This is a genomic window from Ruegeria sp. YKSF131 (assembly GCF_059612645.1).
On sequence record NZ_JBXWQZ010000041.1, the window covers coordinates 1 to 17,650 of the forward strand.

Annotated in this window: 21 protein-coding genes; 9 read left to right on the forward strand and 12 right to left on the reverse strand. The window is 57.7% G+C overall.

What is annotated here, in order from left to right:
• Positions 1-12 precede the first annotated feature (12 nt).
• The 4 genes from AC2FLZ_RS14405 to arfB all read right to left on the reverse strand — a co-directional run bounded on the left by AC2FLZ_RS14405 (position 13) and on the right by arfB (position 2,865).
• Positions 13-426: a c-type cytochrome gene (locus AC2FLZ_RS14405; protein WP_480625091.1), complete on the reverse strand. Its 414-nt coding sequence runs from the start codon at positions 424-426 to the stop codon at positions 13-15.
• 113 nt (positions 427-539) lie between these two features.
• Entirely contained in the window at positions 540-1,556 is a 1,017-nt protein-coding gene (locus tag AC2FLZ_RS14410) for a P1 family peptidase (RefSeq protein WP_496882338.1), read from the reverse strand.
• 82 nt (positions 1,557-1,638) lie between these two features.
• Positions 1,639-2,385 carry an SDR family oxidoreductase gene (locus AC2FLZ_RS14415; protein ID WP_496882324.1) on the reverse strand — a complete coding sequence of 249 codons (747 nt, stop codon included), beginning with the start codon at positions 2,383-2,385 and terminating at the stop codon, positions 1,639-1,641.
• A 60-nt stretch (positions 2,386-2,445) separates the two neighbouring features.
• On the reverse strand, positions 2,446-2,865 hold the full coding sequence (gene arfB / locus AC2FLZ_RS14420; RefSeq protein WP_480494963.1) for an alternative ribosome rescue aminoacyl-tRNA hydrolase ArfB: 420 nt from the start codon (positions 2,863-2,865) through the stop codon (positions 2,446-2,448).
• A gap of 352 nt (positions 2,866-3,217) precedes the next feature.
• On the opposite strand from arfB, the gene AC2FLZ_RS14425 reads away from it, so the two are divergent.
• A complete protein-coding gene (locus AC2FLZ_RS14425) occupies positions 3,218-3,613 on the forward strand; it encodes a YybH family protein (protein ID WP_496882325.1) in 396 nt (131 codons plus the stop codon).
• A gap of 40 nt (positions 3,614-3,653) precedes the next feature.
• Here the strand turns inward: AC2FLZ_RS14425 and AC2FLZ_RS14430 are convergent, their stop codons facing one another.
• Together AC2FLZ_RS14430 and mgtE are read right to left on the reverse strand one after the other, a co-directional pair.
• Positions 3,654-4,103 carry a CBS domain-containing protein gene (locus tag AC2FLZ_RS14430; protein WP_496882326.1) on the reverse strand — a complete coding sequence of 150 codons (450 nt, stop codon included), beginning with the start codon at positions 4,101-4,103 and terminating at the stop codon, positions 3,654-3,656.
• 56 nt (positions 4,104-4,159) lie between these two features.
• Positions 4,160-5,524: a magnesium transporter gene (gene mgtE, locus AC2FLZ_RS14435; RefSeq protein WP_480606124.1), complete on the reverse strand. Its 1,365-nt coding sequence runs from the start codon at positions 5,522-5,524 to the stop codon at positions 4,160-4,162.
• 96 nt (positions 5,525-5,620) lie between these two features.
• On the opposite strand from mgtE, the gene AC2FLZ_RS14440 reads away from it, so the two are divergent.
• Genes AC2FLZ_RS14440 through AC2FLZ_RS14455 form a run of 4 tightly spaced genes read left to right on the forward strand, consistent with a single transcriptional unit; the run spans position 5,621 to position 8,347 of the window.
• Positions 5,621-5,899, forward strand: coding sequence for a hypothetical protein (locus tag AC2FLZ_RS14440; RefSeq protein ID WP_480474516.1), 279 nt, complete (start codon positions 5,621-5,623; stop codon positions 5,897-5,899).
• Positions 5,900-5,904: 5 nt separating this feature from the next.
• A complete protein-coding gene (locus tag AC2FLZ_RS14445; RefSeq protein WP_496882327.1) occupies positions 5,905-6,405 on the forward strand; it encodes an ATP-dependent zinc protease family protein in 501 nt (166 codons plus the stop codon).
• Positions 6,402-7,307 (forward strand): 30S ribosomal protein S6--L-glutamate ligase, encoded by a 906-nt coding sequence (rimK, locus tag AC2FLZ_RS14450; protein WP_480474512.1) that lies wholly within the window; start codon positions 6,402-6,404, stop codon positions 7,305-7,307. Before AC2FLZ_RS14445 ends, rimK begins: the two co-directional genes overlap by 4 nt.
• A 5-nt stretch (positions 7,308-7,312) precedes the next feature.
• Positions 7,313-8,347 carry a succinylglutamate desuccinylase/aspartoacylase family protein gene (locus tag AC2FLZ_RS14455; protein WP_480474510.1) on the forward strand — a complete coding sequence of 345 codons (1,035 nt, stop codon included), beginning with the start codon at positions 7,313-7,315 and terminating at the stop codon, positions 8,345-8,347.
• Between the two features lie 49 nt (positions 8,348-8,396).
• Here the strand turns inward: AC2FLZ_RS14455 and AC2FLZ_RS14460 are convergent, their stop codons facing one another.
• Positions 8,397-8,762 (reverse strand): SPW repeat protein, encoded by a 366-nt coding sequence (locus AC2FLZ_RS14460; protein WP_480555122.1) that lies wholly within the window; start codon positions 8,760-8,762, stop codon positions 8,397-8,399.
• A gap of 18 nt (positions 8,763-8,780) precedes the next feature.
• Positions 8,781-9,029, reverse strand: coding sequence for an EF-hand domain-containing protein (locus AC2FLZ_RS14465; RefSeq protein ID WP_480474506.1), 249 nt, complete (start codon positions 9,027-9,029; stop codon positions 8,781-8,783).
• A 256-nt stretch (positions 9,030-9,285) separates the two neighbouring features.
• On the opposite strand from AC2FLZ_RS14465, the gene AC2FLZ_RS14470 reads away from it, so the two are divergent.
• The gene (locus tag AC2FLZ_RS14470) at positions 9,286-10,152 is read left to right on the forward strand and encodes a LysR family transcriptional regulator (RefSeq protein WP_480494973.1); all 867 of its coding nucleotides are present in this window, start codon (positions 9,286-9,288) and stop codon (positions 10,150-10,152) included.
• Positions 10,153-10,490: 338 nt separating this feature from the next.
• Here the strand turns inward: AC2FLZ_RS14470 and AC2FLZ_RS14475 are convergent, their stop codons facing one another.
• The 4 genes from AC2FLZ_RS14475 to AC2FLZ_RS14490 all read right to left on the reverse strand — a co-directional run bounded on the left by AC2FLZ_RS14475 (position 10,491) and on the right by AC2FLZ_RS14490 (position 14,311).
• Positions 10,491-11,135, reverse strand: coding sequence for a queuosine precursor transporter (locus tag AC2FLZ_RS14475; RefSeq protein ID WP_496821724.1), 645 nt, complete (start codon positions 11,133-11,135; stop codon positions 10,491-10,493).
• Positions 11,136-11,226: 91 nt separating this feature from the next.
• Positions 11,227-12,111 (reverse strand): esterase-like activity of phytase family protein, encoded by an 885-nt coding sequence (locus AC2FLZ_RS14480; RefSeq protein ID WP_496882328.1) that lies wholly within the window; start codon positions 12,109-12,111, stop codon positions 11,227-11,229.
• Positions 12,084-12,947 carry a penicillin-insensitive murein endopeptidase gene (gene mepA / locus AC2FLZ_RS14485; RefSeq protein ID WP_480474498.1) on the reverse strand — a complete coding sequence of 288 codons (864 nt, stop codon included), beginning with the start codon at positions 12,945-12,947 and terminating at the stop codon, positions 12,084-12,086. The genes AC2FLZ_RS14480 and mepA overlap by 28 nt, the downstream gene beginning before the upstream one ends.
• Positions 12,944-14,311: an MFS transporter gene (locus tag AC2FLZ_RS14490; protein WP_480474496.1), complete on the reverse strand. Its 1,368-nt coding sequence runs from the start codon at positions 14,309-14,311 to the stop codon at positions 12,944-12,946. Before AC2FLZ_RS14490 ends, mepA begins: the two co-directional genes overlap by 4 nt.
• 129 nt (positions 14,312-14,440) lie before the next feature.
• On the opposite strand from AC2FLZ_RS14490, the gene AC2FLZ_RS14495 reads away from it, so the two are divergent.
• The 3 genes from AC2FLZ_RS14495 (at position 14,441) to yaaA (ending at position 17,649) form a co-directional block, all read left to right on the forward strand.
• Positions 14,441-14,728: a YggT family protein gene (locus AC2FLZ_RS14495; RefSeq protein WP_170382138.1), complete on the forward strand. Its 288-nt coding sequence runs from the start codon at positions 14,441-14,443 to the stop codon at positions 14,726-14,728.
• Between the two features lie 78 nt (positions 14,729-14,806).
• On the forward strand, positions 14,807-16,846 hold the full coding sequence (recQ, locus tag AC2FLZ_RS14500; RefSeq protein ID WP_496882329.1) for a DNA helicase RecQ: 2,040 nt from the start codon (positions 14,807-14,809) through the stop codon (positions 16,844-16,846).
• A gap of 32 nt (positions 16,847-16,878) precedes the next feature.
• On the forward strand, positions 16,879-17,649 hold the full coding sequence (yaaA, locus tag AC2FLZ_RS14505) for a peroxide stress protein YaaA (RefSeq protein WP_480606139.1): 771 nt from the start codon (positions 16,879-16,881) through the stop codon (positions 17,647-17,649).
• Position 17,650: the final 1 nt, after the last annotated feature.

The following is a 17,650-nucleotide window of genomic DNA, read 5'->3' on the forward strand; positions in this document are numbered from 1 at the left end:
CAATGTTAGCGTTTATTCGCCTGATACACTGACTATATAGGCAAAGACGTCTTCACTGCCACTTTTCAGCTTGAAGGTCATTTTCGACTTGGCAGCGGTGTCGTCCAGATAAGATTGCAGGAAGCCCTTAGGGTCCTGCGTGTATTCCACAAAGGACGTCTCATCCCAGACCAAACCCTTCTCACCGGCTGCGACGATGCTGTCGCCATATTTGAAGTCTTCGTAGGTTCCGGCAGAGCGGCCAGCGACGCCATAGAGGTTGGGGCCGGTTTTTCCGCCTTTGACGATGACTTCTCCGGCCGGATCAGCGATCATGTGGCAGGACTTGCATTTGTTGAAAGCTTTCTCACCGGCTTCGGCATCGCCTTCGGCATGAGCGGGCAGCGCCAGCAGGCCAGCGATTGCGATAGTGAGGATACGATTCATAGCTTGTGCTCCGATACAAATTGGCTGCACCGAATGGACCCCCGGCGCATAAAAGTGTCAACGCGCGGATTGCCGCGCGCATCTACAGTGCCACTGCGACACATGGTGTGTCCTTAACTTAAGTCATGTACAGTGGTCCAGCAGGGCAACAGGTCTCCTTCCGCCGGGGTCGCCAGATAGACCGCCCGCGCAATGGCCCGGGACAGGCACAGCGAGGCCGCGTGCCCGATCAGAGTTAGATCGGCCTCTGACTGCAACGGACGTGCTGCTGTGCTGAGGGCAAAGACCAAATCGCCGTCGTTGGGGGTATGGGCAGGCAGGATGGCCCGAGCGATTCCGTCATGCGCCGCTACTGCAAGGCGCTGGCATTGTGGTTTGGTCAGAACGGCATCGGTGGCGACAATGGCGATGGTTGTGTTTGTCTGTTCGGGTTCCGCTGGACTCATGGCCAACGCCTTGCGGCTGCGGCGGATCCGGCTTTGATCCGGCGACATATCGGGGCCCAGCCCGCCAAATTCATCGCCAACTTCGAAGGGGGCTGCCCAGAAATGCCGGTCACCCGGTGTTGTGACACTGCCCAGCGGGTTCGCCGCAACGAGGGCCCCGACCGTGACTCCATCAGGCAGAATGGACGAGGCAGAGCCAAGCCCGCCCTTCTGCATTGCGGCCAACGCCCCGGTGCCCGCCCCGACGGACCCCAAATCAAAATCTCTTGAAGCGCACAGATAAGCAGCCCGCCCCAGCGCACGATAGGGGTTTTCCGCCCAATCCTTTGCACCGCCATTGAGCAGGTCAAACAGGATCGCGCCGGGAATGATCGGAACCTTCGCTGAACCGACGGGAAACCCGCGCCCTTCAGCCCACATCGCATCTGAAACACCCGAGCAGGCGTCCAGTCCAAAGGCCGATCCGCCGGACAGAACCAGCGCGTCCACCCCTGTGACGGTTTTATCAGGCGCAAGCAGATCGGTTTCGCGCGTACCCGGTGCACCGCCCATCACATGGACCGACGCAACGAACGGTTTATCTGCCGTGAGGACCGTGGTCCCGGACTTCAGCGCATCGTCCTGAGCGTTTCCAACTGCCAGGCCGGGGACATCGGTAATCAGGTTTCTTGGTCCAGGGATCATCTTGAACTCGGGATTGGTGCGGGGAAGCGCGCGGGCGCGCGCTGCCTCCGGCGGGGATATTTTTGGCCAGATGAAGATCGGATCAGATACATCGGCCGCCATCGACCTCGAGCGCGGTGCCGGTGATCATGCTGGCCTCGTCCGAACACAGGAAACAGGCGGCGTTGGCCATATCTTCGGGTGTTGAAAACCGTCCCAGTGGGATGGTCGCCAGGAACTTGGCGCGGATCTCGGGCGTGTCTTCGCCCATGAAAGATTTCAACAGCGGTGTTTCGCCCGCCACTGGGCAGATCGCGTTCACGCGTATGCCGGTTGGGGCCAGTTCGACCGCCATGGTCTTGGTTGCCGTGATCATCCACCCTTTGGACGCGTTGTACCAGTTCAGATTCGGGCGCGGAGACAGGCCCGCCGTCGAGGCTACGTTCAGAATTGCACCCGCGCCGCGCGCCTTCATATGGGGAACAAATGCCCGGGCGGTCAGATAGACGGACTTCATGTTCACCTTGAAGACCCGGTCGAAATCATCCTCGGTGACATTTTCCAGAGGGGTTGGCAAGTGGGTGACACCTGCGTTGTTTACCAGAATATCGAGCGCCCCAAAGGCAGTGAGTGCCGTGTCCGCCATCTTTTGAACTGAAGCCCTGTCGCCGACGTCGACCTGGTGCGCCAATACCCCGGCCCCAAGTTGCCCCGCCATATCAGCGGCCGCGTCACCATTGATGTCCGCGATCATGACGCGTGCGCCTTCGGCCAGGAATTTCTGCACGATCCCCGCGCCAAAACCCGATGCACCACCGGTGACGATTGCGGTTTTTCCCTCCAGCCTCATGACGTTGCCCTTTTGCAGCCTTTGCGGGCCAGACTATCAACGCCCCGGCAAGATGCCAGATCAATCTTCAGACACCTTGCCCCGCAGCGCCTTGACGTCGCCACGCGCCTTTTTCGCGGCAAGCCGACGCTTGACCGAACCATAGGTCGGTTTCGTTGCGATCCGCCGTTTGGGTTTGACCAGCGCGCGGGAGATCAGTTCTGCCAGCCTTGCACGCGCGATTTCACGGTTGCGGGCCTGCGAGCGTGTTTCCTCACATTGAATGATGATTGCGCCATCTTTGGTCCAGCGTCGCCCGGCCAGTCGCTTTAGCCGGGCCTTGACCGGATCGGGCAAGGACGGTGAGCGTACCGCTTCGAAGCGCAGCTCGACTGCGGTCGACACCTTGTTGACATTCTGCCCTCCGGGACCGGACGATCGTACAAAACTTTCGGTCATTTCCCAGTCTTGCAGAGCAATATCTTCGGTGATGCGCAGCATGTCAGTGTCAGCTTGGTGACTTGGGCGAATAAAAAGGAAGAGTCGCGATCCTGACCCGAGCCGTCGGAAACCCGCAACAAGCGGGCGGGCGTAAGCCATAGCGGCACAGCATTTCAGCAAGTCTCCTCATCCTCGGTGCCTAGCGCAGTGCATATGTGCGATCAAGCCTGCTTTGGCAGTTCGCGCAATGCAGAATCCTGGCGGTGGCTGGGACGTCCGTTCGCATCAGTTGCGTTCGCCGTCAGGTATTCCAAGCCCAGCTCATTTAACGTCAGGTGCCGCCAACGCTGTGGCCATATTGCGTTACTTATGCAGAATCGAATGCGCGAAGGGCTGCAACGATCTTTCGTGAATGTTGGTTGTGAAAGGGATCGTCATGGATATGAGGCGCGTGCTCGAAGACTTTGATGAAGCGTACAATCAGGCATTTAACCGAGGCGATGCTGCTGGCTGCGCTGCGTTCTTTACCGAAGACGTCATGTTGTTGGCGCCCGGAGAACCCCTGCTGCGCGGGCGCGAGGCGTTCATCGCAGCCTATCGGGAAAGAATGAAAGAAAACACCGGTGGAACGCATACAAATGAGTTGATCGATTTCAGTGTGGATGGCGATACTGCCTATCAGGTCGGGTCTTTTGCTATCGCTGATTCTGACCCGCCGGAGAAAGGGAAGTTTGTGAACGCCCTGAAACGCCAGACAGATGGCACCTGGAAAGTCAGCATTTCCATCTTTAACAGTGACTTTCCATAGCGGCCCTGAATGTAGAGTGAGCAGACATGGAACCGGGGTGTCAGGCTATTGATTGGCCCTGAGCACCGCGGGCGATGTCACGCAACACATTCAGCTCCAACTCGTCTTCCTCATGCACCCGTGTCAGGATTTCTTTACTACTGACGATGGCAATTGCTTTTCCATTCTGAGTTACGACAAGATTTCGGATTTTGTGTTTGGCCATCAGATTAAGACCATTGGACAACTTCGAGCCCAGCGCGCAGGTGACAGGTTTTTCCGTCATCCAGTCACCCACTGTCTGCTTGTAGAAAGCTGAGCCGGAATCCGCCAGGCACAGCAGCACGTCATGATCCGTGATTATCCCGACCAGCTTCCCTTCGCTGAGAACCGCCAGCGCGTTCACATCCAGCAACGCAATGGTGACGGCCGCATCGAACACCGTTGTGTCAGTGTCGCAAAATGGCGGCTTTTTAAGGTTCTGCGTTTTGACAATGCTTGAGATCGTCATGTCTTCCTCGTGGTTGAGCGCCCGACCCCTGTGTTGATCAGGGCGCATGAAAAACACTAATTCAGGAGCGGCATCATCGCTGTTGCAAGGCTCAGGACCAGGAAAAACCCTGCCATATCCGTGATCGTTGTCAGCAAAGGGCCACTGGCGACCGCCGGGTCCTGACCGATGCGCTTTAACAGCAAAGGCAGAACGCCACCGATCGATACCGCGATGATCGTGTTCAAACCCAGCGCGCCGCCAATCACCAAACCCAGAAACGGGTTTCCTTTCCACATCCAGGCAACGAGTCCGATCAGCAGGCCAAGGACACAGCCGTTGATGATGCCGACCGAAACCTCTTTTATCCAGACCCGCATAGCATCAATGGGCCGGACCAGACCAAGCGACAGCTCGCGCATGCTGACCGCAACGGCCTGATTGCCGGAACAACCGCTCATATCCGAGACCATCGGCAGGAACACAGCCAGAGCGATCACGGCAGAAAGGGTCTGTTCGTAGGCGGCAATCACGCTGGCCGCGATTACGTTGAGCACGATGTTGGCCGACAGCCATTGAAGCCGCCGCCGCGCCCTGAGCGGCAAAGGCATCGATCGCAGTTCGTCTCCAAAGACACCATGGCGTTTCAGGCTTGCCGATTCCGCGCGCTTCAGCAGGGCCTCATTCACGGCAGAGCGGGAAACGACACCCACAAGATTCCCGTCCGTTTCGACAACCGGCAACCCAAGAAAAGGGTGCTCATCGAAAAGGTCCTCCAGTTCTTCCAGCGGCATGCTGGCCGGAACCGTGATAGGGGGCACCATGATATCGGTGAGTTTGATGCTTCGCCGTGTGGACAGCAGGCTACGTAATGAAAGCACCCCGACAGGCACGCCATCGGAATTCAAAACGTAAGGGTGCTGGCCACGGTAACGTTCAAGGTCGTACTCTTCATGAGCGAAACGCCGCAGAACCTTTCCGACTGTATCACCATCGGAAAAGGTAAAGGCTTCGGCCACCATCAGACCACCGGCGACATCGTCGTCATACTCGACCAGTCGCCGGACATCCGCCGCATCTTCCGGATTCATCCGGGCAAGGATCGCTTCTGCATCGGCGTCTTCAAGTTCCCCGATGACATCCGCCTGAATGTCGGAATCCAGCTCAAGGATAATTTCGGCGGCCTGATCGGAAAACATGCGTTCAACAAGATCGACCGCCAGCGCGTTTGGCGCTTCTTCGACCAGTTCGGCCGCACGTTCCGGCGGCAGCAACGAGAGCGCGGCGCTTCGCTGGTCAACGGGCAGGTTGAGCAATTCCCGCAAGGCATCGCTGAGCGAAAGCGGATCAAGCAGGTCTGCCAGCGCCGCCCCGTCGCGATTTTCCAACGCCAGCTGAAGCTGCGTCCCTGTTTCCCTTGGTAAGGAGTCCGTATCGCTCATCCGCCGACCTGTGGGGGTAAAAGTTTCTTACTTTCACCCATATAACAGAAAATATTTGCCTATAGACAAAAAAAATTCTGATTTGTAAGAAAGTGCATGCAGGAAAATGACTGGATATCAGCCGCAGCCGAACGTCTGGCCGCCTTGTACGATCAGGAGTTTGGCGGCAAGGTCAGCGGAAGGTATCGCATTCCGGACAAGCTGGTGCGTCGGATCGCCAGGCGCAGGCGTTTGTATGAAACAGATATCCGCGCCCTGTCGATCGCGCTTTTTGAACTTGGGTACGTGTTAATCGATATGGATAGTTTTTACGTTGTAATGAGCGCGAATTCGTTTGTGAATTACCGGCGCGCCAATGATGACAGCGTGGCTTAGTCGCCATGGTCAAACAAACAGGATACCCCGAAGTCATAGGATGGCGCGAGCGGATCAGCCTGCCTGATTTCGGGATCGAGCATATTCCGGCAAAGATAGACACAGGTGCCAGAACCGCAGCCCTGCATGCCGTGGACCAGACCGTGTTCGAGGTTGATGGCGAACGATGGGTCGAGTTCGTGATCCCGGTCCATAACCGCCGGTCATCGGGCCGGGTGCGTACGCGGGTTGTAGACGAGCGGGAAATCAAGAACACTGGTGGCATTCCGGAACGCCGGTTGATCGTCAGAACACAGCTTCTGCTTGGACGGCATCGGTGGCTAATCGACGTTTCGCTGGCCAATCGCGCGAGGATGGAGTTTGATCTGATCCTTGGCCGTACCGCCATTCGCAGGCGTGGGATCCTTGTCGATCCCGGCCACTCATATCTTCTGGATGCACGAAAAGATCCGAAAAAGATGAAAAGCAAGACAAGATCCAAGGACGCAGAAGGACGACATCAATGAAGCTTGTCATGCTTGCCCGAAATCCAAACCTGTATTCCCACCAGCGTCTGAAAGAGGCTGCTGAACAACGCGGGCACCAGTTGGATATCGTGAACACGCTACGCTGTTACATGAATATCGCGTCGCGCCGACCCGAGGTTTATTACGACGGTAAGAAGCTTGGGCGCTATGACGCGGTGATCCCACGGATCGGCGCTTCGGTCACATTCTATGGGCTGGCCGTGTTGCGGCAGTTCGAAATCATGGGTGTCTTTCCGCTCAACGAGTCGGTTGCAATTGGCAGATCCCGTGACAAGTTGCGGTCCATGCAGCTGATGGCACGTGACGGGATCGGATTGCCGGTCACCACCTTCGCGCATGACCCGAAACAGACCGACGAAGTTCTCAAACTGGCAGGGGACGCTCCGCTGGTGGTCAAGCTGCTGGAGGGCACGCAGGGCATCGGCGTGGTGCTTGCGGATTCAAACCGGTCGGCAAAATCCGTGGTCGAGGCGTTTCGCGGTGCCAAGGTCAACATCATGGTACAGGAGTTCATCAAGGAAGCAGGCGGCACGGATATTCGTGCGCTTGTGGTCGGTGGAAAGGTGATCGCGGCGATGCAACGAAAAGGGGCCGAGGGCGAGTTCAGATCAAACCTGCATCGGGGTGGCAGCGCCAAGCCCATCAGAATCTCGCCCGAGGAACGCTCGACAGCCGTGCGTGCGGCCAAAGCGATGGGCCTGAATGTCTGTGGTGTCGATATGCTGCGGGCCAATCACGGTGCCGTGGTTATGGAAGTGAACTCCTCACCCGGGCTTGAAGGCGTTGAAAAGGCCACCGGCATCGATGTCGCGGGCAAAATCATCGAATTTCTCGAAAAGAATGCGGCCAAAGGCAACACGAAGACACGAGGCCGTGGGTAGAGGCGATGCGCGGTCCCTTTGAAATCGGGGGTTTTCGCGTACCGCCCGGTACACGAACCACTCTGGATTTGCCGGTCAGCGTGCTGTCGGATCATACCCCAGTGAGCATGTCAGTACACGTGGTTCACGGCCGCCGCCCCGGACCGGTCCTGTTTGTCAGTGCCGCCGTTCACGGCGATGAGGTGATCGGCGTGGAGATCGCACGGCGGCTGCTTCGGGCGCCACAGCTTGACAAGCTTGCGGGTACCTTGCTGGTTATCCCGATCGTGAATGCCTTTGGTTTCATGACACATTCCCGATACCTTCCTGACAGGCGCGACCTGAACCGATCCTTCCCCGGCAGCGAAGGAGGGTCGCTGGCCGGTCGGCTGGCGCATCTTTTCATGACCGAGATCGTCGAGCGGTCGGACCTGGGGATTGATCTTCATTCTGCCGCGATACACCGCACCAATCTGCCGCAGATCCGCGTCTCTCCGGCTTCGGATGTCACCCTCAAATACGCTGATGCGTTCGGTGCGCCTGTTGTGCTGATTTCAAAGCTGCGCGACGGGTCACTGCGCAAGGCCGCGCAAGAGCGTGGTGTGGATATCCTGCTGTTCGAAGGTGGTGAGGGTCTGCGTTTCGACGAACTGTCTGCGCGGGCGGGGGTTGCAGGCATCCTTCGGGTGATGAACGCAAAGGGAATGGTTGCCAAGCGTGGCATCGCCGCTGTGCGCGAAAAGCCTGTCCATGTCAGGTCAAGTTCGTGGATGCGCGCGCCCGCCGGTGGCCTGTTGCGGACTTTCAAAGCCGCCGGAGAATACGTCGCCGCTGGTGACCTGCTTGGACGCATTTCCGACCCGTTCGGAGAACTCAGGACCGATATCATCTGCGAAACCACGGGTATCATCGTTGGGCGTACAAATCTGCCTGTCGTTCATGAAGGCGACGCGTTGTTTCATATTGCTGAAACGACCGGCTCGGATGTCGAAATGCGGGTCGATACGATTGCCAGCCAGCTTGACGGCGATCCGATGTTCGATGAGGACGAGATCATTTAGATTTTGGAGCCAAAAGAAAACGCGGGGCAGTTGCCCGCCCCGCGCCAGCCTACAGGATTGCACGCAATCTGTTGCTCGCCAGCGCCTCCCAAGCGGCGAGCGCGATCAGCGCAGATCCCGTGAGCCAAGCATTTGCCACTGCCACACCATGACCGGTAAAATGCAGCACCTCCGGCGCGGCGATCAGTATTGCCCCAACCGCCAATACCGGAGCCACCCGTGCGAGAAGGTGGCCCCGGCCGCTAGCGCCTGACATGACCAACACACCAATACCGATCGTCATGAAGGCGAGCGACTCACGGTCAGACGAACCGTGAGCTAGGGTTTTCTGGCTGAACAGTACAAATGGGGACAGCACTAACCAGATACCCATCCCGGCAAGCATCCACCTGTAGGGTGGAGAGGGGTTTCTCATGTTCTTGGCAACCCCGGCTTATTCGTCACCTTTGGGATCAGGAAGCAACTCGGCCTCGACCGCGGCGACCATTTCTTCGTCATTGACGAAACCATCGGCATCCGTGTCAATTTCGGCAAAGCTCTCACTGGTAATATCGGGGTACTTTGTCTGTAGCTCGGTCAGCGAAGCCAGACCATCACCGTCCGTGTCCAGTCCTACCGGCAACGCAGCGGCCGGAAGGGCAAGGAATGACGCGAGCAGAGCAACAACAGAAACTCGACTCATTTTGTTCTCCATCAGGGAATGGGCGGTTTACCCATTGAGGGGTTGGTGCAGCGCTAGGGTGTCGGAGGCTTATCTAAGGCAGACAGATTGCACCTGTTCCGCAGATCGGGTTGTCCACTTTGCGATGAAAACTGTTGATTGGCGGTCCGATCCGGTGGGGGCACTTTCGCGCTACAAGGCGTATATCGCACATTCGCATAGCGTTGAATAACGAATTTATATCGCCAATAATATCGAATATTCAAATAGGTGAACGATGGATATTGAACTCGCCCGAACCTTCCTTGCGGTCGTTGAAACCGGCACTTTTCTTGATGCAGCGGACAAGGTCCATGTTACGCAATCGACCGTTAGCATGCGAATCCGAACGCTCGAACAACAGCTTGGACAGCCCGTGTTTGAACGCAGCAAGTCTGGTGCGACCTTGACCATTGCCGGGCGGCATTTCCTCAAACATGCACAGGTTCTGGTGCGAACGTGGACCCAGGCCAAGCTGGATGCCGGTCTGCCTGCCTCGATGGCAGCTGCTTTGGAAATCGGCGCAACACCAAGCCTTTGGGACGGCTATCTGATCAACGCCCTTCCCGAGTTGATGGCGGCACTACCTGACGTCGCTATCCGGGCGACAGCGGCCCCGTCGGAAACACTCACGCGCGAGATCGAGGAAGGCAACCTGGATCTTGCCATCATGTACCGGCCGCGAAACGCACCTGGCTTGACCGCGCTCCAGCTTTTCGAGGACGAGTTTGTTCTTGTCAGCAGCGGCCCGGAAGCCCTCCCCGCTGATCTGGGCAACGCTTATATCCTGATAGACTGGGGCCCGGAGTTTCGCGCCGATCATATGCTGAACTTTCCAGGGCTTGATGCGCCGCGCCTTCAGCTGGGCATAGGCACCCTCGGCCTGCAATATCTTCGGTCGGTTCCCTCGGCCGGATATTTCCCTAGGCGCGTTGTCGAACCGGAACTTTGCAACGGGTGGCTCAAGCTGGTCGAAACGGCACCCAGATTCGCTTATGCCGCCTATGTCGTGTTCGATGAAAGCGAGGAAGAAGGATATCCGGGTCAGGCCGCTCGGCAGCTTTGCCAGACATCAAGTGCACGCGGCCAGGCACCGAAGCTTTGACAACACGTATTCACGCCTTTGCCGCGATCGGGTTCTAACATTGGATCGAACTCAGCCAGCCCCAGCGCATAGTGAATTTTGACCGCCCCCAGAAGGTGACGGGAACAAAAAGGGCCGCCCCAGCAAGACGGCCCTTCGAAAGTTCAGGAGGTCGGGTCGGTTAGATCAATCGACCAGCCGGAGCGAGCGCTCCGCCAAGGGCTGCCCTAACGGGCGATCCCCCCGGTTGTTCCGACACCTCTCTCCAATCTCTTTCTTGACACTGGATCACCTCCTTTTCTATCTGTTGCGGTTGAAAAGAAGCGTGCCACAAGTTGTGCCATTCTCAAAGCGTTTTTTTACACAGGCTGCGCAGTCAGCCGCGCAACGATCACCTTGAACGGGATCAGGGCGATCAGCGCCAGTGAAAGCTTCACCATCCAGTCCGCAAAAGCCAGCGTCACCCAAAGCGGTGCCATCGGGCCGGACAGCATGAAAGGAACAGGTTCCCACGCCCAGTTGATTGCAGCGTCGGCATTGGCGCCGAAGAAGGTGACCGAAGCCGAAAAGGCAAGCGTGAAGAAGATCGCGGTATCCAGTGCCGACCCTACCAGCGTCGACACCAGCGGCGCGCGCCACCAGCGACCACCGCGTAGGGAATTGAACACGGTAACATCCGTCAGTTGCGCGATCAGGAAAGCGGTTCCCGATGCAACGGCGATGCGCAGCGGTACGGCAGCATAGGTGAACCCGTCACCCTGCAACATGATCTGGCTGCCGATCAGCGAACAGATGACACCGGTGACAAATCCGGCAAACACGACCTTGCGGGCCGGACCAACGCCATAGACGCGGTTCATGATGTCAGTGACCAGAAAGGCCAGCGGATAGGTGAAAGCACCCCAAGTCAGCAGACCGTCAAGGATCAGGAACTGGACCAGAATGTTCGAGGCCACAACAATGGCGGCCATGGCAATAATGCCGGGAATATAGTTACGTTGCATGTTTTGATGCCCGTTTTGACAAGGTAGCGGCGACTTGGCCAAGGGACCGTCCCAAGGCAAGCCGTGCCTTTAGACCTTTGCCTGCGCCCTGTCAATCGGGCAGCAGGTATTCCACAAGTTCGGTCCGCTGCACCGCCAGAAAGTTGTCATCAGAGATCATCGTGGCGCGCAACAGGCCCTGCCCGTCGCGCCAGACCGACAATCCTTCGAGGTTGTCATGCGCGCCCGTTCCGGTTTCGAACAGGGTTTCCTCGGCGCCTGGGTTCTCGTTTACCACGACCCATCGCCGCAGTCGTGATCGGAAACCGACCAAGGATACCTTGCGTTCCAAAACGTAAAACCGCCCATCGGGACCGAAATCCGCGGCAACGGGTTTAAAGCCGCCACGCTGTGGCAGAACAAACGGGGTCGACCATGTGTCGCCATTCCAACGGTAAACCGGAATGTCCCCCTTAGCGGTGCGGTTCTTTTCCGGCAAAGTGTAAAGCCAGCCGCGTCCATCAATGGCCAGAGCTTCGAAAGAACCATTTTCGGCAAGGTTCCGGAACGCATTCGGGCGTGGCAATACGCGCGCGCTGGAGCCCGGCGCAAGGTAATAGGCGACACGGTGCACCCCTTCGAACGAGATGAATATCCCGCTATCCGGCGTCACTGCGATCCCTTCGGAGTCACCTACGCCGCCTTTCATGATGTGTCCTTGGCTGGACAGCACCGACCATTGACCAAGAACGTGAATATCCGCGATCTGGCCTTCGCTCCGCTCAATCAGCGCAGTCACGATCCGCGCCCGGTCGCTAAGCGCAATCATATGGCGTCCGTCGTCCGAGATGTGAATCGCTGAAAACCCGCCAAACCAGCTTGCTGGATGCCGCCAAACGAAACTATTCAGGTGGGCTGCGGATTTCACATCCAGCGCGGCGGCCACCGGGGCAAGAAACAGCGCTACACTCAGTTGGATTGCAAAACGGCGGAGCATTGTTGCGGCAAGTCGGACAGAACGTATTCCCGGCGTTTCTTCGGCGGCGGCGCATTCGGATCGGGTGGCGGCGGGTTCAGGATGTTGTGTACCCATTGACGGGCCTCAGCGCAGCCATCGCCCTTGGGGGGTGGGTCTTGATTCACGCAGCCCTTTGACCCTCTGGGACAGTTCAGTCGCACGTGGAAATGATAGTGATGTCCCCACCAGGGCCTAATCTTGCGCAGATAGTCGCGGTTCCCCTTTTCATCGTCGCACATCTGAACCTTGGCCCCAGGAAACACGAAGATCCGGGCGACGCGCTTGTCTTTTGCCGCTTCGCGCAACAGCGCATGATGCTGCTTGGTCCAGTTTCCGTTGACGTAAGCGCCATTGGAACGACGAAGAGAGATGGACGAGATATTTTCGCGCGACTTGCGGCTCAGGCGCATGTTATCGCCGGGCAACATCCAGACATCGATGTCCAGCCCCAACTGATGACTGCGATGGCCCGAGGTCATCGGCCCGCCGCGTGGCTGGCTGATATCCCCTATATAGAGACCGTTCCATCCCGGCTGGCTGGCTGCAAACCTGCTGAGGTCCTGAACGTAGTCAATCGTCTGCGGATGTCCCCAGTTGCGATTGCGCGACAAGCGCATTGCCTGCCATGTAGGCCCCGTTTCAGGCAGTTGAATTGCCCCCGCAGCACATCCGCGCGAATAACTGCCGAAAGCGGCCGGTTTTTGCTGGGAAGCTTGTTTCTGCGCCCCGAACAACTGCTTTGCCAGCGGTTCTGCCGCCGCAGTGCCTGCAAAAGCAAGCGCAGCCAAAACGATCAAAAAGCGTTTTATTTTCATCTGCTCTGATCCCCTTCAGGTCTCACCCAGCGCATCAGGAATAGACCCAGAATAAACAACAGAACGATGGGTGACACCCCCAGACGAGCGCTACCGGTCACCGTGGTGGCGATCCCGATCAGAAGTGGCGCAGCAAAGGCGGTGGCACGACCCGACAGACCATAAAGGCCAAAGCTCTCGACGGGGGTTGCCGGGTCCGTATGCCGGACCATCATCGACCGGCTACAGGACTGTAGAATGCCGCCCATGCCTCCGATCAGGATACCGCAGCCAAAGAAAACCACATCCGGCAAGCCTGACCCTTCGGACATGGCGATACCGAAAATCTGGGACCGGTCCATTGAGACGATGGTGATGCAGACAAGGATCAACACCCAGATCGCAACGATAATCACGGGCTTGGGGCCATATTTCTTATCCAGTTTGCCGCCCACCCAGGAAAAGGCCGCTGCGGCCAGAACGCTGACGATGCCGAAAACACCGATCTTGATCAGGTCCCATTCCAACACCAGCCGGGCATAGACCCCGCCAAAACTGTAAAGCCCGTTCAGCGCATCCCGATAGAACATGGATGAGCCCAGGTAACTGGCCAAACTGGTGCGATGGCGCAGGTTAGACACTGATTTTGCCAACAGTCGCAGCGCCTCGGCAACGCTGCCCTTTTTGTTTTTCGGTTCGTCGTCATGGACCCAAAGGAAGTAGGGCACCATGAACAGAATGAACCACCCAGCAGTAAACGGGCCAACAAAGCGCGTGCCCTGCTGTTGCGACGCATCCAGCCCAAACAAGGGGTCCATTCCGATCAGCGTTTTGCCGTTGGCCTGCTCCACAAACAGCGCAAGCATGATCGCCAGCGAGATCAGGCCACCGAAATAGCCAAAAGCAAAGCCCGAGCCGGAGATTTCGCCCACTTCGCTGTCATCACCCAGATCGGGCAGTTGGGAATTGATGAAAATCAGGGCGTACTCCGCACCGATGAAACCCAGACCGAAGGCAGACAGCATCAACCACATGTTCGAGCCATCGGGCATCGTGTACCAAAGCGCGCCGGAACCTACGGCGTACATCACGGAAAAGGCGAATATCCAGGGGATGCGCCGACCCGACACATCAGCCATCGCCCCCATCAGCGGCGCACCGAAGGCAATAATCAAACCGACTATGGTCATGCAGTTGGCCCAGACCACCTGTGCCTGTGCGTCTGCAGACCCTGCGTCCAGGCCGGATGCCAGATAATACTCCGCAGCGACACCTGCGAAATAAGGGCCGAACACGAACGTTACCAAAAGGGTGTGATAGGGCTGACTGGCCCAATCGAAGAACCACCAGCCCCAGATACGCCTGCGCTTGGATATTTCTGCCATTTCTGCCCCTGTTTTCTTGTTGTGGTCATAAAACGGGGCTTTGGGGCAATTCGCAAGCGCAGAGTTCAGCCTACTTGCTCTTTGCTGAAAGGGTGCTTAGGTCTCGACCAACAAGAAAACGGAGACCCCATGCTGTCGCTGATCCAAATCCTGCTGCTGATCCTGGACATTGTCTGGTTCATCATTCTGGCCCATGTGATCATGAGCTGGCTGATTAACTTTCAGGTGCTCAACCTGCACCAACAACTGGTTGCACAAATCTGGTACGGGTTAAATCGCATTTTAGAGCCTATTTACGGGCCGATCCGCCGCGTTCTACCCAATATGGGTGGGTTGGATTTGACCCCGCTGGTGGTGCTGATCGGCGTCTATGCTTTGCGGATCATCCTTATCAACAACGCGCCCTATTTTTACTGACCACTTGTTCACTGAATCTTAGTATGTGATTGTCCTGTCTTAAGAGCAGATAAACCTTAAAACAGGGCACCCCCGCATATGTTCGACGCCGCACCCTTGCTGCGAGATGTCTTTGGATTCGACGCCTTCCGCCCTGGGCAGGAAGAGATTGTCGACGCCGTGAAGGCAGGTGAAAACGTGATGGCGATCATGCCCACGGGTGGCGGTAAATCCTTATGTTTTCAATTGCCTGCCCTGCTCCGCGACGGGGTGACGGTGGTTATATCTCCACTCATAGCCCTGATGCGCGATCAGGTACGCGGCTTGCAAGAGGCCGGGGTCGAGGCCGGTGCGCTGACATCCGGCAACACGCCCGAGGAAACCGAGGCCGTCTGGGATGCGCTGGAGGACGGGCGGCTGAAGCTGCTTTACATGGCGCCCGAACGTCTGGCTGCCGGGTCTGCGCTTGGGATGCTCCGTCGGATCAACGTCAGCCTGATCGCTGTGGACGAAGCCCATTGCGTCAGTCAATGGGGGCATGACTTTCGCCCTGATTACCTGCGGATCGGAGAGTTGCGGCGCGCCCTGAAAGTGCCGCTGGCCGCGTTTACCGCGACGGCGGACGCCGAAACGCAGGATGAGATTGTCGAAAAACTGTTCGATGGCATTGAGCCGCGCAAATTTCTGCGCGGATTTGACCGGCCAAACATTCATCTGGCCTTTGCCGCAAAGGACGGGCCGCGCAAGCAGATCCTTGATTTCGCAGATGCGCGCAAAGGCCAGTCCGGCATCGTTTATTGCGGCACCAGAAACAAAACCGAGGTGATTGCTCAGGCCCTGCGCGCCGAGGGACACTCGGCCTGCTACTATCACGGTGGAATGGACCCCGAAGATCGCCGCATTGTCGAAACCCGTTTCGCGCTTGAGGACGGGTCGATCGTCGTCGCCACAGTGGCTTTTGGCATGGGCATCGACAAACCCGATATCCGTTGGGTCGCCCATGCGGACCTGCCCAAATCGATCGAAGCCTATTATCAGGAAATCGGACGTGCCGGACGCGATGGCGGCCCGGCCGAAACGCTGACCCTGTTCGGCCCCGATGACATTCGCCTGCGGCGTTCACAAATTGACGAGGGTCTAGCGCCGCCCGAGCGCCGCATGGCCGATCATGCGCGCCTGAACGCCTTGCTGGGTCTGGCCGAAGCCTTGGAATGCCGCCGTCAGACATTGTTAGGTTACTTTGGCGAGACCATAGCACGCTGCGGCAAATGCGATCTGTGCGACAGCCCGCCCGAAGTTTTCGACGGCACAACTCCGGTACGTATGGCCCTGTCCGCGATCCTGCGGACCGAGGAGTGGTTCGGTACAGGCCATTTGATCGATATCCTGTTGGGAAACGAGACCGACAAAATCTGCGCCCGCCGCCATGAGGATTTGTCCACCTTTGGCATCGGAAAGGATTGGACGCGCCCGCAATGGCAGGCCATTTTCCGGCAGATGATGGGCCACGATCTGGTCCGCCCCGACCCCGACCGTCACGGCGCATTGCGCATGACCGAGGCGGCAAAACCAATCCTGAAAGGCGAGGCGCAAATCAACTTACGCAAGGATACGTTGCGCAATGCGGTACGTCGGCCTGCGGTCAAGGCAATGGTTTCCGAAGAGGACGCCCCGCTGCTGTCAGCGCTCAAGGCCAAACGCCGTGCCCTGTCTGAAGCTGCACGTGTTCCGGCCTATGTGATCTTTCCCGACCGCACGCTTATCGAGATGGCTGAAAAGCGCCCTGTAACGCTGGACGATATGGCCCGGATCGGCGGTGTTGGCGCCAAAAAGCTGGAACGCTATGGCGATACGTTCCTTGAAGTAATCGCGGGCGAAGCAAGAAGCGTTCATCCGGCGCGGCGAAAGCTGGCTGGACGCGATCAGGGTGAGATTTACGACCGCTTGATGAAAGTTCAGTCTTTGCTGTCGCGCGGTCCAGCCGGGATCGACAAGCCCCTGACCTGCTCGGCCTCACAATTGGCAAAAGTTGCGCAACTGCGCCCCGATGATCCCCGTGGAATTGCACAGGTGCTGGGTGATCGACGTCACGAAAGGTTTGGCGCCGCTTTTCTGGACGTGCTGCGTGAGGCGGGCTAGATACCCCCGAACAGGCAAGAAAGAGGGCGGATATGCTGATCGTGATTTCCCCGGCCAAACGGCTGGACTGGGCAGAGCGGAATGTCGGGGTAACGCAGCCCGATTTTCAGGAGGATGCGATCCGGCTGTCCAAAACCGCTCGCAACCTGACGCTGGGTGATCTGAAGAAACTGATGGACCTGAGCGACGATCTGGCACGCCTGAACCGCGACCGGTATCGCGCTTTTTCGGATGCACCCGACGCCAAGGTCACACGCCCGGCTGCGCTTGCTTTTGCTGGCGACACATATCAAGGGCTTGAAGCTGCTTCGCTGGACGAAGACGAGCTGTTATGGGCGCAAGACCACTTGCGCATCCTTTCCGGCCTTTATGGTGTGTTGCGGCCACTCGACGCGATACAGCCCTACCGGCTTGAGATGGGCAGCAAGCTGAAAACCCGAAGAGGGAAGAACCTTTACGAATACTGGTGCGATCAGCTCAGCAAGGCACTGAACGCGCAAGGAGCCGAAATTAACAGCGACATTCTGGTGAATTGTGCCAGTCAGGAGTATTTTGGTGCGGTGGATTTGAATGCCCTGAACCTGCGCGTCATCACACCGGTCTTCATGGAAGATAGGGGCGGCACCCCAAAGATTGTGAGCTTTTTTGCCAAAAAGGCACGCGGTGCCATGGCGCGGTATGTCATCCAACACCGCCTGACCGATCCTAAGGCGCTGCTGGATTTCGACAGTGGCGGCTATGAATACCGCCCTGATCTGTCGGAAGCGGATAAGCCCGTTTTCGTCAGACCATATGCGGCCTGAA

What these genes read in the sequence shown, in the direction of transcription:
- AC2FLZ_RS14480 (WP_496882328.1), bottom strand. Translation starts at nt 12,111, where the DNA reads ATGCTCCGCCGTTTTGCAATCCAACTGAGTGTAGCGCTGTTTCTTGCC.
- AC2FLZ_RS14475 (WP_496821724.1), bottom strand. Translation starts at nt 11,135, where the DNA reads ATGCAACGTAACTATATTCCCGGCATTATTGCCATGGCCGCCATTGTT.
- AC2FLZ_RS14440 (WP_480474516.1), top strand. Translation starts at nt 5,621, where the DNA reads ATGCAGGAAAATGACTGGATATCAGCCGCAGCCGAACGTCTGGCCGCC.
- mgtE (WP_480606124.1), bottom strand. Translation starts at nt 5,524, where the DNA reads ATGAGCGATACGGACTCCTTACCAAGGGAAACAGGGACGCAGCTTCAG.
- AC2FLZ_RS14425 (WP_496882325.1), top strand. Translation starts at nt 3,218, where the DNA reads ATGTTGGTTGTGAAAGGGATCGTCATGGATATGAGGCGCGTGCTCGAA.
- rimK (WP_480474512.1), top strand. Translation starts at nt 6,402, where the DNA reads ATGAAGCTTGTCATGCTTGCCCGAAATCCAAACCTGTATTCCCACCAG.
- recQ (WP_496882329.1), top strand. Translation starts at nt 14,807, where the DNA reads ATGTTCGACGCCGCACCCTTGCTGCGAGATGTCTTTGGATTCGACGCC.
- arfB (WP_480494963.1), bottom strand. Translation starts at nt 2,865, where the DNA reads ATGCTGCGCATCACCGAAGATATTGCTCTGCAAGACTGGGAAATGACC.
- AC2FLZ_RS14470 (WP_480494973.1), top strand. Translation starts at nt 9,286, where the DNA reads ATGGATATTGAACTCGCCCGAACCTTCCTTGCGGTCGTTGAAACCGGC.
- AC2FLZ_RS14415 (WP_496882324.1), bottom strand. Translation starts at nt 2,385, where the DNA reads ATGAGGCTGGAGGGAAAAACCGCAATCGTCACCGGTGGTGCATCGGGT.
- AC2FLZ_RS14495 (WP_170382138.1), top strand. Translation starts at nt 14,441, where the DNA reads ATGCTGTCGCTGATCCAAATCCTGCTGCTGATCCTGGACATTGTCTGG.
- AC2FLZ_RS14455 (WP_480474510.1), top strand. Translation starts at nt 7,313, where the DNA reads ATGCGCGGTCCCTTTGAAATCGGGGGTTTTCGCGTACCGCCCGGTACA.
- AC2FLZ_RS14465 (WP_480474506.1), bottom strand. Translation starts at nt 9,029, where the DNA reads ATGAGTCGAGTTTCTGTTGTTGCTCTGCTCGCGTCATTCCTTGCCCTT.
- AC2FLZ_RS14445 (WP_496882327.1), top strand. Translation starts at nt 5,905, where the DNA reads ATGGTCAAACAAACAGGATACCCCGAAGTCATAGGATGGCGCGAGCGG.
- AC2FLZ_RS14405 (WP_480625091.1), bottom strand. Translation starts at nt 426, where the DNA reads ATGAATCGTATCCTCACTATCGCAATCGCTGGCCTGCTGGCGCTGCCC.
- AC2FLZ_RS14460 (WP_480555122.1), bottom strand. Translation starts at nt 8,762, where the DNA reads ATGAGAAACCCCTCTCCACCCTACAGGTGGATGCTTGCCGGGATGGGT.
- AC2FLZ_RS14430 (WP_496882326.1), bottom strand. Translation starts at nt 4,103, where the DNA reads ATGACGATCTCAAGCATTGTCAAAACGCAGAACCTTAAAAAGCCGCCA.
- AC2FLZ_RS14490 (WP_480474496.1), bottom strand. Translation starts at nt 14,311, where the DNA reads ATGGCAGAAATATCCAAGCGCAGGCGTATCTGGGGCTGGTGGTTCTTC.
- AC2FLZ_RS14410 (WP_496882338.1), bottom strand. Translation starts at nt 1,556, where the DNA reads ATGATCCCTGGACCAAGAAACCTGATTACCGATGTCCCCGGCCTGGCA.
- yaaA (WP_480606139.1), top strand. Translation starts at nt 16,879, where the DNA reads ATGCTGATCGTGATTTCCCCGGCCAAACGGCTGGACTGGGCAGAGCGG.
- mepA (WP_480474498.1), bottom strand. Translation starts at nt 12,947, where the DNA reads ATGAAAATAAAACGCTTTTTGATCGTTTTGGCTGCGCTTGCTTTTGCA.